General features: G+C 50.9%; 13 protein-coding genes and 1 tRNA gene. 9 read left to right on the top strand and 5 right to left on the bottom strand.

The features are described 5' to 3' along the window. Positions 1 to 249: 249 nt before the first annotated feature. Together WCX19_RS14375 and WCX19_RS14370 are read right to left on the bottom strand one after the other, a co-directional pair. A complete protein-coding gene (locus tag WCX19_RS14375; protein ID WP_373009318.1) occupies positions 250 to 1,383 on the bottom strand; it encodes a hypothetical protein in 1,134 nt (377 codons plus the stop codon). A gap of 696 nt (positions 1,384 to 2,079) precedes the next feature. Next, on the bottom strand, positions 2,080 to 3,321 hold the full coding sequence (locus tag WCX19_RS14370) for a multidrug effflux MFS transporter (RefSeq protein WP_373009316.1): 1,242 nt from the start codon (positions 3,319 to 3,321) through the stop codon (positions 2,080 to 2,082). A 176-nt stretch (positions 3,322 to 3,497) separates the two neighbouring features. On the opposite strand from WCX19_RS14370, the gene WCX19_RS14365 reads away from it, so the two are divergent. Beyond that, positions 3,498 to 4,235 carry a hypothetical protein gene (locus WCX19_RS14365; RefSeq protein WP_373009314.1) on the top strand — a complete coding sequence of 246 codons (738 nt, stop codon included), beginning with the start codon at positions 3,498 to 3,500 and terminating at the stop codon, positions 4,233 to 4,235. A gap of 104 nt (positions 4,236 to 4,339) precedes the next feature. On the opposite strand, the gene WCX19_RS14360 is transcribed toward WCX19_RS14365, so the two are convergent. Then, positions 4,340 to 4,753, bottom strand: a complete 414-nt coding sequence (locus tag WCX19_RS14360) for a Zn-ribbon domain-containing protein (RefSeq protein ID WP_373009312.1) — start codon at positions 4,751 to 4,753, stop codon at positions 4,340 to 4,342. 14 nt (positions 4,754 to 4,767) lie between these two features. Further along, positions 4,768 to 5,421 carry a GTPase gene (locus WCX19_RS14355; RefSeq protein ID WP_373009310.1) on the bottom strand — a complete coding sequence of 218 codons (654 nt, stop codon included), beginning with the start codon at positions 5,419 to 5,421 and terminating at the stop codon, positions 4,768 to 4,770. Positions 5,422 to 5,671: 250 nt separating this feature from the next. Between WCX19_RS14355 and WCX19_RS14350 the strand changes: the two genes are divergently transcribed. From WCX19_RS14350 to WCX19_RS14330, 5 genes are all read left to right on the top strand, one after another. Next, entirely contained in the window at positions 5,672 to 6,238 is a 567-nt protein-coding gene (locus WCX19_RS14350) for a cyclic nucleotide-binding/CBS domain-containing protein (protein WP_373009308.1), read from the top strand. After that, a complete protein-coding gene (locus WCX19_RS14345) occupies positions 6,235 to 6,984 on the top strand; it encodes a CBS domain-containing protein (RefSeq protein WP_373009306.1) in 750 nt (249 codons plus the stop codon). Before WCX19_RS14350 ends, WCX19_RS14345 begins: the two co-directional genes overlap by 4 nt. A gap of 297 nt (positions 6,985 to 7,281) precedes the next feature. After that, positions 7,282 to 8,175 carry a CBS domain-containing protein gene (locus WCX19_RS14340; protein ID WP_373009320.1) on the top strand — a complete coding sequence of 298 codons (894 nt, stop codon included), beginning with the start codon at positions 7,282 to 7,284 and terminating at the stop codon, positions 8,173 to 8,175. A gap of 5 nt (positions 8,176 to 8,180) precedes the next feature. Further along, positions 8,181 to 9,035, top strand: a complete 855-nt coding sequence (locus WCX19_RS14335; RefSeq protein ID WP_373009304.1) for a CBS domain-containing protein — start codon at positions 8,181 to 8,183, stop codon at positions 9,033 to 9,035. After that, positions 9,032 to 9,808 carry a CBS domain-containing protein gene (locus WCX19_RS14330; protein WP_373009302.1) on the top strand — a complete coding sequence of 259 codons (777 nt, stop codon included), beginning with the start codon at positions 9,032 to 9,034 and terminating at the stop codon, positions 9,806 to 9,808. The genes WCX19_RS14335 and WCX19_RS14330 overlap by 4 nt, the downstream gene beginning before the upstream one ends. 730 nt (positions 9,809 to 10,538) lie before the next feature. Here WCX19_RS14330 and WCX19_RS14325 read toward each other — a convergent pair. Continuing rightward, complete coding sequence (locus tag WCX19_RS14325; protein ID WP_373009300.1) at positions 10,539 to 10,805, bottom strand: AbrB/MazE/SpoVT family DNA-binding domain-containing protein; 267 nt, start codon at positions 10,803 to 10,805, stop codon at positions 10,539 to 10,541. A gap of 416 nt (positions 10,806 to 11,221) precedes the next feature. Here WCX19_RS14325 and WCX19_RS14320 point away from each other — a divergent pair, with 416 nt between their 5' ends. The 3 genes from WCX19_RS14320 to WCX19_RS14310 all read left to right on the top strand — a co-directional run bounded on the left by WCX19_RS14320 (position 11,222) and on the right by WCX19_RS14310 (position 13,292). Beyond that, entirely contained in the window at positions 11,222 to 12,415 is a 1,194-nt protein-coding gene (locus WCX19_RS14320) for an AAA family ATPase (RefSeq protein ID WP_373009298.1), read from the top strand. After that, positions 12,412 to 13,035 carry a DUF4276 family protein gene (locus WCX19_RS14315; protein ID WP_373009296.1) on the top strand — a complete coding sequence of 208 codons (624 nt, stop codon included), beginning with the start codon at positions 12,412 to 12,414 and terminating at the stop codon, positions 13,033 to 13,035. The genes WCX19_RS14320 and WCX19_RS14315 overlap by 4 nt, the downstream gene beginning before the upstream one ends. Before the next feature lie 172 nt (positions 13,036 to 13,207). Continuing rightward, positions 13,208 to 13,292, top strand: a tRNA-Ser gene (locus WCX19_RS14310). Positions 13,293 to 13,310 lie beyond the last annotated feature (18 nt).

The following is a 13,310-nucleotide window of genomic DNA, read 5'->3' as shown; positions in this document are numbered from 1 at the left end:
GCCGCACAGAGCATGACTGTCCTCTTCTTCTGGTGTGCATTCGTGCCATAGTTATACCTCCGGTTAATATGTAAGTCCAGAAAAGTGCAGTATGCTTACTGACTCTCTGTAATCCCAAAGCCTGTAGTTTTGAGGCCGTGCCAGTTTTGGCACGTCGGACTTACATCTGTCAGCACCAATTAAAAGTGCTGTCTTACTATTGGAGGGGAGGGATAATAAATGGTATGGGTAATAAAAGGGGGCCAATATCTATTCTTCAGTTATTTTTAGGTGTTCAATGACACCAGCAAAAATTTGTAAAAACGTTTCCAGATTCCTCTCATCTTTAAGAGAGGATATGAGAAATGCCTGCCATGCGTTGATATATTCTTCTTTTATCGTAATACCTGAAATTTGATTTAAATTTTCCAAAAGTTCTTGTCGTTTATGAATATCTGAATAATAGGGAGTGATTTTTAATCGATCAAATTGGACATAGATCAGTCCATCTGTCTGAAAATTAAACGGTGAAGAAACATATTCCCCATTCAGGAAAATTTTATTGCTGGTTCCATTCTTTATTCCATTTCCAAAGTTGTAATCTATCTTTTTCTGCTCCAACCACCCGAATATTTTCTCCATAATCTGTTTGTCGGATATTCCCTGGCGCGTCTCAAGTTCTGAGAGAAATGATTCTTTATCCCAATTTTTTCGAAGGGATGTACTCTTGTTTATAACAGCCTGAGTTGTCTGCCCAATAACTCGTGGAACCAATGTTTTTAAATTTTCACCAGTGAATTGTTTGACCTCGACTGCAAGAACCACTACATCATCATTTAGTTTCTCATTCAGGAATTCTACGATTCTCCTGAGCTCTTTTGGTATTTCATCAGCAACAAAAAGGAGTCTCACTTTCCCCGCTTTTAAATTACTCTTAACCAGTTCCCAAGTGTTTTCATAGTCCGTTTCCGGGCCAAGTGCATCCCGCATTACTTGTTCCGGGATTCGGCCCTGTGTGGAATTTTTCTGTTCGAACTGTGCCTTGATTTCCGAAACATCCCAATATTCAATGCCGTTTGCTGCATAATCCAGCATCTGTGCCACGACTTCACGGCGGGCCCGTGTATCGGTACTTCGTTTTACTTCGACAAATGTGGGAATTCCGTCCTGATCAATGAAAAGGTGATCAAGGGACCATCGGTATACTGCGGATTTTTCATCCTGAACCCCCTGCTCCCTTGCGATTAACAACCATCTGCGCGGATTTTCACAGTCTATCTGATCGCCGGCAAGGATCTTTGGATAATCAGCGAGAAGTTTCTGGAACAAATCTTCGGAATCGTATTTTTCTTCCCGCAACTCTACCAGTTTATTATCCTGAATCAAAAAAATCACGCCAGACATATCTATCTATATCATTTTACATTCGATAAATGGAAATCGAAATTATCCTGTGTGTTGAATTGGTATTATTGGATAAACCAAAAAAACCTGTTTGGAGGCGCCCCCTCTTTCTTTGTGACGCACCTGGGGGCTGCCGCCCCCGCCGCGTGGGCGTCCCCCGGTTGCGATGATGCTGTATATTACCTGCAACAGTTTTGATTTCAAGGCATGTTTATGAGTAAAAGTAATACTCACACTATCGCAATTGCGCCCCGTCCCCCTTGGGGGACTGGTGGCGCAAGAGGGGGGATCCGGGGCATGAAAACCTCGTTTTCACGTATCGCAGCAATTAAAATTTTCTCACGCTTCTTCAAAAGTCAGGGTCAGAACCTCGCCCGTTGCGGCGGTAATCTCAACTGAGCTTCCCCGAGTTACAAAAACTACCTGACGTTGCGGTTTATCGTGTATAGGTCCTGTTAATGTAATTGTACAGAAATATCCGACTGAAGTTTTGCAGACTCGTAAGTATAGCGAACGAAGTAAATCCAAAATCAGCACCTCGAATTAAAAGAAGATAAAGAGTACTGGTTATGTGTGAAGATATTTGTTATCCTTTTAGTTTAGGATGTGGAAATTCGGCCAATCGGGGAGATGTCAGGGAATCTGTATGTTCGTTTTGGTACTGATGGCCAAAAATGAATTTGACCCCCCCCTTCTTCAGCGCGTTAGTATATTATCCGGCACCTCTTTTGCCAGCTTCAGCCTGCCGATCAGCAGCCAGCCGGAAAGGCACACGAACCCGACCGTCGCGTAGATCGCCCCGAGAATGAAGACGAGGTTATGTGCATCAAGGGAGGCGATGAGTATCCCGGCACTCCCAAAGACAAGGCCGAAACAGTTGATGAGTGCCGATGCGGAACCGGTATCTTCCCTCTGCTGTTCGAGCATGAGGAAAGCACCGGGCGACCGCACGCAGCTGCCCATCAGGGTCGCCGGGAAGAGGGCAAGCGCAAAGACAAGGGGGCCCATGCCGCCGGCAAGGCAGATCAGGGCACCACCCAGGATCATTACGGTAAAACAGGAGACGATGATGGTCCTGCGGGAGAACGAGCGGGAGAGCCTGAGGTAGAGCAGGGGGCCGGCGATCATGGCGATGGCGTTTATTGCAAAGTAGAAACTGAACCACTGTTCCGAGAGCCCGAACCCGTCTTCGTAGATGTACGAGGAATCGGCAATGAACGCAAGAGACGCTACGCTGACAAGCGAGAAGACGATAAGGAGCGAGGTAAACCCGGGGTTTTTCAGCACGATCCCGAGCCTGCGGACGGACTGCGTCATGGTGCCGGTGTACCGCGACGGGATGGTCTCCGTAAGCAGCAGGCCGCCGGCAAGAGAGACGATCCCGATGAAACCGAGTACTACAAAGAGGCCCCGCCACGAGGTATAGGGGAGCATGAACGCGCCAAGCACCGGGGCGACGGCGGGCGAGATGACGACCATGGACTGGACGACGGCAAGTACGGACTCCTGTTTTCGTCCCTCGTACAGGTCTTTTACCATGGCGGTTGCGACTGCGGAAGCGGCACTGCCCCCGACCGCCTGGAGGATCCGAAAGAAGATCAGGTGCCAGATGTCCCACGATACTGCGCAGGCCACGCTTGCGGCAATATACAGCACAAGCCCGGTGAGCAGGACCGGACGGCGGCCGTACTTGTCGGAGAGCGGTCCCCAGAAGAGCATCCCGAGGGAAAAGAAGACAAAGAAGAGGATCAGGGTAAGGTTCGTGAGGTCAACGGAAACCCCGAAGTAGTTCCCCATTCCGGGAAGGGCGGGAAGGTAGAGATCGGTGGAGAGTGGGACAAAGGCGGAGAGCAGTGCGATGAGCGCGATGAGGCCCCGGTCGCCAAGGTACTTCTGGCGGGGACTGCTTTTGGGAACTTCGGCGATTATGGGATCCATTGCTGCTTCACGGCTGGTACGGTTTTTTTCAGGAAAATAATTTGTCCGGGAACAGGTTTAGGGTTTGCACCGGAGACCTGTGGCCGGAGCGGGCCGGGAGCAGGGGACAGGCCGTGCAAAAAATTTCCGCTCGGTTCCGCAGCTTTTTACTCATACGAAACAAACGGGAGGGTACGATGGACGACCCTGCCCGAGACTCAACAGAGGACGAGGATCTTATCCTGTTCCGGGACTGTTTCTCGGTAAAATATATCCAGTCCGCTGCCCTCTTCTGCCGTCTCGGGTTTGCCATAGAGTCCGGTTACGCCCGGACCGGTTCAGTGTCTGCCGATGAGCGGCTCCGACATGAGGCGTTTATCCTCAACGCAATATTCTCGTCCGTGGCGTTTTTAGAGTCTACCATCAACGAGCTCTGGTCCGATGCAGCTGACAACGCGTATTTCTTCCCCGATGAAAAGAACGAAGCGCTGTTGCGGGCGGTCGGGGAGAAATGGAACAATGAGAATTACTTTGACCGCACCCCGCTGCCGGTCAAGTACCAGAAAGTCCTGGAGATCGGCAATAAACCCCTGTTTCCTGAGGACGACCCGGTCTTCTACGGGATAAAGGACCTGATTGCGATCCGGAACTACCTGATGCATTACCGGCGCGAATGGGTGACTATCCAGACCGGTAACACTCCCGCTGCCGGCTCCGGGGCCCCTGCCGATAAATTCGAGCAGCACCTCAGGGACCGGTTCAGGGAAAACCCGCTCGCCCCAACGAACCTGCCGTTCTTCCCGGACCGGTGCCTTGGACACGGGTGTGCGGAATGGGCGGTAAATACCAGTCTTTCGTTCACCGACCGGTTCTTTGATGCTCTTGGCCTTCCCACATCCTACGAGGGAATAAAAAAGGAACTGCGGACGAGATGACCGGACGGGACACCCCGCCGGATCCTCGCGTGTACATATCCCGTTGTGATCCCGTCCGGGAAAATTATAAAAAAAAGGATGCCAGCGGTATATGACCGGGAAAGTTACCGCTTCTTTCCCCTTTTCTTCTTTGGCTCGTCCTTAGCCATGGACATCAGATCGATGATATAACTGCCCTCTTCCCCGCCGACACTCACGATCCGCTCGTCGCTTTTGGCCATCTTGTCGATGTTGAGCTCGTAGGTGCCCGGGCCCACGATCCGGATCGTCTCGACCCGATCGAACATCTCGACTTCTTTCTTCGCCTTACCCTTTATTTTGGGTTCGACAACTTCGAGAACTTCTTCCTGTGACTCGTCCGCGATCTCCTCGATCGACTTTTCGTCGAGTACATCCTTGTTGATCTCGGACTCTTTCACGTAGAGGAACTTCTTGCCGCCGCAGCTCGCGCAGCCTTTCAGAATCTCGGTTGACCCGTCCTTATATTCCCTGCCGCATTTCGTGCACTTGTGTGGCATGATCTCCCCGGTAATCAGGCGAAGTTCTGGATCATCTTCTCGTACAGCTCTTCCGTGTTCCGGCCTTCAAGACCAGATATCGCAACGACCGGGTGCTGCGGGAAGGCGCTCCGGATCCGTGACGGGGCAGCCTCGGGCAGATCGATCTTGTTTGCAACAATGATCACCGGAAGGTTCCTGCTCTCGATGATCCCCACCATCATGATATTGACCTGCATGAAGGGGTCAAGGGTCGAGTCCAGCATGTAGATGACCCCGTCGATATCCTCGCGCAGCCAGTGCATCGCTTCGGCAACGCCTTCGGTCGCTTCCCGGGCCCGGATAATTGCCTCGTCTTTTTCCATCCCGTAATCCAGAAACTCGTGATAATCGATCTTGGTCGTAACCCCAGGGGTATCCACGATATCGATCGTCACCGTATGGCCGTTTGCTCCCGAGATCACGATATCATCGCGCTTCCTGGCCCTCCGGGTCTCGTGTGGGATCTCGCTGACCGGCCCGACCGCATCGCCAGTCCAGTCCCGGGCGATCCGGTTCGCGAGCGTCGTCTTGCCGGCGTTTGGCGGGCCGTAAATCCCGATCCGGGTCCGCTTCTTCTTGAAAAACCGCCTGAGAAATATGGATAATTTCTTCTTTGCATTCCCTAATCTCTTGGAAAATGTCGTCATAGGGCCCCTCGTTTTGTCTTTATGGTGTGCTGGTACAATCGATTCACCATCAATCGTTAGTAATGTTTAGAGACGGTTCTTTATTATGTTTCTTGTAACGCCCGTCAGGGAGCTCCCGTGATATCCTTTCGGGATATTTTTCCTATTACCCGGCCGCATTGTTTTTCGCCGCAGCCAAATTGTATTTATACAAGGGGCGGAAAGGATGCTAATTGTAATCATCAGCCAGGCACTTTTTAGGAGGTGACTCATGAAAAAGACAACCAACACGATCCGGTTTGAAACCCGTGTCCCGTTAAGCGAAGTGATGAAACGCAACCCGACCATGATCAGCATGGAGGCCACTGTCGCAAAGGCAGCAAAAATCATGTGCCTCGAAGAGGTAGGGAGCGTCATTATCCTTGAGAGGAACAAGCCGATTGGCATTGTTACCGAGGAGGATATCAACTGCAAGGTGGTGGCAAAGGATCTCAAACCAAGCACAGTTCAGGTGAGTACAATCATGAGTACGCCACTCATTACGGTGAGTGCGGACAAGACGGTAATCGATGCAGCCCAGATGATGGTCAAGCACAAGGTCAGAAGACTCCCCGTTGTCGACAAGAGCGGCAAGGTCATTGGTATTGTGACCGTACGGGATCTCCTGACCGTTTCAAACGAACAAAACGAGATCCTCACCGATCTTATCGAGATCAACCGGGAGGAGCATATCGAAGTGGGCATGTGCAATCGATGCAGTCAGATGTCTGATGATCTTAAGCGTGTGGACGGCGTCCTGCTCTGCCCCCGCTGCCGTGAGGAGGACACCCTTACATGAAGACAGCACGGGATTTCATGATCGAGATTCCTGTGCTGAACTGTCATGACGGGATAACAAAAGCACGGCAGATCTTAAGAGACGACCGGTTCCGCGAGGTCTACGTCACCGGTATCAAAAAGGATCTGCTGGGGTACGTCGATATCACGGATGCCCTGCGGGTGACCGCGACGAAGTCGAACGTGACCGTTGAGGGATTCGTGAAGGATGCGGCGAGCGCCGGCCCGGAGACCTCCATCGAGAGCGTGGCAAAAGCCATGCGGGAGTTCCGGACCGACAGCGCCGCGCTCATCGATCCCGGCCGCCATATCCTTGGCGGGGTGCTCCTCTCCGACCTGTTCCCGGTTATCATCACAAGAAACGAACTTTCGGGCCGGGTCAGCACCCACATGTCAAAGCAGATCACGACTGTAAATCCGACAGATACGCTCCAGCAGGTCTACGCGAAGATCGTGGAGAGCGGGTTTACGGCATTCCCGGTCATCAAAAAGAAGCGGCTTGTCGGCCTTATCTCCCGCCGCGACCTGATCCGGTCGGGCGGGGTGCGGTCGGCGATTGCCCAGAGCAGCACAAAGACGGTCGAGGATGTGATGGCACAGGAGGTCGTTACGGTCTCGGGCGGTGCGCCGCTGTCCGATGCGGCCCGGCTCATGGTCGACAACGATGTGAGCCGGCTTCCGGTCCTTGACGGTATGACCCTTGTGGGAATCCTCGACCGGCACGATGTCCTTGCCGGGCTCGCGTAACACGTTAAGGAATCCCTGATACGGAGATAACGATGCAACCGGGATCGGCACGCGACGAAGGCACGATACAAAAACCACGAACGTCACGAGGCACAAGAAACAATCTGGACAACCAACCCCGGACTCCAACGGGCCGGAAACGAACAGGATAAAAAGGAGCCGGCCGGGATGCAGCACCCGCGCAATCGGTGTGGATGATGGGTGCGGCACCGGACTGGCGCAGACAACAAAAAAAACGGAGGAACGTTGACGAACCAGAACGGGCGGGCCACCAAGCAGGGTGACCGGCTCTTAAAAATGCAGGGAAAATTCGATCGGGGCCCGGTCGAGTTCAAATCCCACATTGTACAGCAGGAAGGCGAGGTGATGTCGATCGCGACACGGGACGTCATTTCCGTACCGCCAACGCAGAATATTATCAGCGCAGTGGCGACGATGACGAACTGCGGGTTTCGCCGGCTGCCGGTAACCGATGCCGGTACTAAGAAACTCCGGGGGATCGTTACCTCAGGCGATGTGATCAACCTCATGGGCGGGGGTGACAAGTACAAGCTTGTCAGGGTCCGGCACCAGGGGAACCTTTCCGCCGCGGTCAACGAGAGCGTTCGCACGATCATGACCGCAAAACCCGAGGCGCTCCCGCACGATGCGCATATCGTTGACGCGCTGGAAATTATCGTGAAGAAAAAGATCGGGGGGCTCCCGATTGTCGACAATGACGGTGTGCTGATCGGTATTGTAACCGAGCGGGACGTGCTCAGGATGCTTGCCTCGGAGCACAGCCCGCTCTTTGTCGAGGATGTCATGAGTTCCGCCCTGCGGGTGACCGCTCCAGACAGCCCGATTGCAACCGTGACCCAGGATATGACAAAGTTCCGGTTCCGCCGGCTGCCCGTCGTGAGTAACGACGTGCTCTTTGGCATCATCACCGCGACCGATATCATGCGGTACCTGGGGAGCCGGGAAGTATTTGCCCGGCTCACCACCGGAAACATCGCGGAGGTCATGGCTCTCCCGGTGCGGACGCTTATGGCCGGCGACCTGTTCACCACCACCCCGGAGACGCCCGTCAACGAGGCGGCCCGGGAGATGCTCAGGAAAAACATCGGGGCGCTGCCGGTCATCGAGAACTCGCGCCTTATCGGCCTCGTGACGGAATTCGACCTTGTGAGGGCGTTTTCCGAGGAGTGATGGTTATGACAGCCAGTTACCTTATCGCACGAGACGTGATGAGTACGCCGGTCTTTGCCGTTTCCCCCGGAGACACCGTAGCCCACGCCCGGAACCTGATGGTGCGGCATACTATCTCGCGGGTTCTTGTCATGGATGCGGGAAAACTCACCGGAATACTCACGAAAAAAGACATCGGGTACCATCTCCAGCAGCAGGGTGCTGCCTGGCGGAGGCGTCCGCCCGATCAGATCCCGGTGGGCGAGTATGCGACTCCCGATCTGGTGGTCGCAGCGCCCGATACCCTGCTCCGGACCATTGCCGGGATCTTCCTCGCGAAAAACATCGGCTGCGTGCCGGTGGTGGATCACGGAACAGTCACCGGGATCGTTACCCGGAGCGATCTGATGAAATCCGCCCTTGTTGCCGGCCTCAAAGGTACGGTACGGGACGTGATGGAGGATGCAGTGACCGTCAACCGCTGGCACTCGCTCGCTCACGTGATTGCGCTCATGAAAGAGCGGGACGAGAAACTGGTGGTGATCAATAACGATGGATCTATGGCCGGTATCATTACGGAGACCAACCTTGCGTTCCACGATGAGGGCCGGAAACGATCCGGGGTGATACAGGAGGACGTACCTCTCAGAAGACATGAAAATTTCAGTATTGGGGGCGGATCGGATTCTCCGGAGAATGTCCCGGTGACCGCAGGCGACGTGATGACCAGCCCGGTGATCACGGTCGCCCCGGAAAGATCGCTCCCGTATGCAGTCGAACTGATGCAAAAAGAACAGGTCAACAACCTGGTTGTCGTCGAACACGACACCCTTGTGGGGATAATAAGACGTGATGATATCATTAAGGAAGTGGCGAAATGACAAAAGAACTGTTTGTTAAAGATATCATGGCAAAACCAACGACCATATCCAAATCAGCAAAAATCACCGAAGCGCTCGATAAGATGCTTGACGAGGGAATCGACCCCTTGATTGCGCTCAACAATAATTCGGTTGTCGGTACGGTTTCCCGGCAGGCCATCGCGGAGAAGCTGGGCAGCAAGCAGAATACTGCCCTTGCGCCGACCGCCATCCACGTGGCAAGCGTTGTCGAGGAGGATTTCACGAGTGTCTACCCCGATGAGAACACGAATGTGCTCGTCCCCCTGCTCCAGAGGTACAAGCTGGTGGTCGTGTACGACAGCGACCATAACCTGATCGGTCAGGTGACGGCAATCGACCTGTTAAAGAAGTACCCGCACGAGGGCAGTATCGACGGGGCGATGGAACGAGCGGTTACTATCGAAGCGGATGAGCGGGTCGTCCACCTCCGGCGCCGGATGCTGGACGATGCGATCTCCCGGTTTGTCGTGACCACCAACGATAAGATTACCGGCATCGTGACCGAGACTGACGTGGCGGTTGCGATGAGGAAGTTCCGGGAGACGGTAAAAGACCAGCACCAGGATCACCGGATCCGCAACCTGCTCGTGAGGGATATCATGAGCGCCCCGCTGATCTCGCTTGACATCGGTGCGGATTACCATGAGCTGGTCGAGCTGATGGTTGCAAAGAATATCAGCACGGTGCCAATCACCGACAAGGGAAAACTTGCCGGTCTCGTGACCCGACGGTCGCTCGTGCACGCGCTGTAAGGACTGCCCGGCAAGTCCTTTCCTTTTTTTTTGATTTTTTTACTGGCGTCCTGGTTTTGTGAGCCGGGATCATGGTGGACGCGGGACGGGTGCATCACATATTTTCCCCCAATGACCCCCCTGTCATATTCACCGGAAAATTAAAGGGGTAAAAGATATCATTTTCTCTCTAAAATCTGGTGCAAAAATCAGGATCCTTATAACAATTTTTGACGCATTGAAATATGGGGGTCATTGGGGGAAAACATGCAGATTTCTCCCTATAATTGTGCAATCCAATTTTCCCCTTTGACCCCTCACTGTCACACCCCGGGACGTTCTCTGCTCCATACGTTCGTTCTGCTCAGGTAATCTTCCGATAGTGGTGAGAGTGGTATATTGGAATGCATCTGTTCGGTCCTCTCCCGTCTCTATACTTAGTATGCGGGGCGACCGATTGCAGGTGATTGTCCTTCAGGTGCGGGTTTTAGTGATGCAGTCCATGTGTTATTGCTCGTCTTTATGGTACAGCGCAAGGAAAACGATGGTGTCAGCGTCCCGATCGTAAAAGTAGGATAACCTGAATGGGGGAATGTAGACTTCGCGGGTCTGTTTCCGACAATATCGCATCGGCTTTCCGACTGCAGGGTCGCCGATTATTTTTTAGCATCTGCTGTTTTACCCGGTCCTTGAGTTGCGCATCCTTAATCTTGTGGATGGTCTTTCTCAAAGTGCGGATCGTATGCGACTGTTACCATGAGGCCAGTTTATCGGTAAATTTGTCTGCGGTCTTTTGTGTGAACGTTCCTTTCCGGTATTCCTCAAATGCCTGTTCGGTCTTTTCGGCAAACAGGAGACCCTCTTTTAAGGCCGGTTCGAGTTCGGCAAGTGGTTTGAGGATGTACCGTTCACCATCCCTGATGATGAGGAGTCTTTCTCCTTCTGGAAGATCTACCCGCATCGAAGCGGGGATTACGATCTGGCCTTTGGAACTCATACGGGTAATAGCGACATCCATAGACAATCAGTAAGATTAATCTTACGCGTGGGGATATGAGGGATTGGATGCTGACCTCCTGATTTATATTCTTAGGAAACGGGGCCGAGACTTACACTAACTAAAAGAACGCTCTTTTTGGGTTGCCGCCTTTTGCCAGCGTGGGCATCCCCCGGTTGCGATGATGCCAATAATAAACATCATCGCTAAAGCGCAGGGGCGGTGCGGGGGGGACAGGCACGGTTCCCTCAGTTCCTTCGGTCTGATATTTTACAGATAAATATGAAAAGTGCTAGGGACATCACAGCATTTGGTAAGTGTCCCAGTGTCTGTTTAATTTTACCAATGGGTGCTACTTAAACAAGCTAATAATCCTTTTTTATGATGAACTATTTATTACTCGACAAACTAAAAGTTGCATATACGGTGAAATCTTTATGCAGTCAACCAATTTTGGGAGACCGGTACTCAAATCAATAACACCTAACAAATTGCTATCCTTTGGTGGTGATTCTAATCCGATAGATTTGAAAAACCTTAATATTATTATCGGGCCGAATGGATCTGGCAAATCAAATTTGATTGAGGTAATAAATTTACTCAGATCCTCCCCCTTAGATATGCGGTCAGTTATTCGTAAGGGTGGCGGAATCCGAGAATGGATATGGAAGGGAGAATCTAATGCTGTTGCCTCGATAGATGCAGTAATTGATAATCCTAAAGGGCAACAACCTCTTCGCCACATCATCTCATTTCATGAGGACAATCAAAAATTTTGTCTTGATGATGAATCTATTGCAAATGAGCATTCGTATCTAGGGGATAACACAAAACCCTATTTTTTTTATTCATATAACAAGGGTGCGCCACTAGTAAAAAAATTTGAAAATGATCCCGAACGACAACTAACAGAGGAAACTGTCGAAAAAGATATCTCAATATTATCTCAAAGGCGAGACCCTGATAACTATCCTGTTATTTCCTATCTCTCAACAGTATATGCCCAAATTCGAATATACCGAGAATGGACATTTGGACGGAATGCAGTGTTTCGCGAACCTCAAAAAGCAGATATGCGAAACGACATATTAGAAGAGGATTTTTCTAATCTTGGATTATTCCTAAATCGTTTAGAGAGAATACCTAAAGTAAAAAAAGCTATTCTCGAAGGTTTGCGTGATTTTTATGAAGGATTTGATGATTTTGGGATCTCTATTGAAGGTGGAACAGTTCAAGTATTTTTCACTGAAGGTAATTATTCGATTCCCGCCACTCGGTTATCTGATGGAACCCTCCGCTATTTGTGTCTCTTAGCCATTTTATGCGACCCCAAACCCCCATCTCTTATTTGCATTGAAGAACCAGAATTAGGACTTCATCCGGATATTATTCCCCGAATTGCAGATTTGTTCAAAGAGGCCTCACATCGTACACAGCTGATTGTTACCACACATTCAGATATCCTTGTCGATGCTATGACGGATCAGCCTGAATCCCTAATTGTGTGTGAAAAACATTCTGGAAAAACCATAATGAAGCATCTTGACCCCGCAGGAATTGGTAACTGGGTTGAAAAATATCGCCTCGGTGAACTTTGGACAAGAGGAGAACTTGGGGGGACCCGTTGGTGACAATTACAATATATGTAGAGGGTGGTGGGGATAGCAAAGAATTACACTCGCGGTGTCGTGAAGGTTTTCGCAAATTAATCGAGAAATGTGGCTTTCAAGGATCTATGCCTAAAATTATCGCGTGTGGTGGTCGTAGCCAAACCTTTGAAATGTTCCAGATTGCCAATTCAAACCAAAATGGCGATGCTATTCTATTAGTTGATAGTGAGGAGCCTGTATCTGGTGATGACTTCACTCCAAATTCATCGATAGGATGGGATCATTTGGGTAATACGGATCATTGGAGTCGTCCTGCCAATGCACGCAATAACCAAGCTCAAATAATGACTACTTGCATGGAATCTTGGATCATGGCAGACCATCAAGCGATAAGGAATTTTTACGGATCATGTGTGCATGAAACCTCTTTGTTTCCTGTTCAGAATCTCGAAACAAGATTGAGGCATGACGTTCAATCACAACTTGTCCACGCTACAGCAAATTGCGGAGTAAACCGAGGTTATAAAAAAGGTGAACACTCCTTCAAATTATTATCTTCATTAAACCCCGATACGCTTAGTAATCATCTCAAGAATTTTCATCGCTTTCGACAAACATTGGGTGAAGTGCTTACGGATTAGATTGCATTTTCTTTTCCTACAATTTCATCAGATTTTGGATTCATCTACAGGTACGAAGTTGGGCACATCCCCCCAAACACTTATTACCCCAACCCTACCATATTATGAAGCACCATTCATGGAGCAGCGGAAACATCCGTTGCGAGTGTCTGAGAAGATGCGAGATTCCTCTGTTGAGGTAGCCAAGCCTGGTATGGCGCAGGTTTGCTAAACCTGTGTCCCCTTGGGACTCGAGGGTTCAAATCCCTCCCTCAGCGCTTCAAAGAGACAATCTC

The sequence above is a fragment of the Methanoregula sp. genome (genome assembly GCF_041663825.1).
Taxonomy (GTDB): domain Archaea; phylum Halobacteriota; class Methanomicrobia; order Methanomicrobiales; family Methanospirillaceae; genus Methanoregula.
The sequence above is the reverse complement of the archived record's forward strand: the minus strand, read 5'-3'. Positions and strand labels throughout refer to the sequence as shown.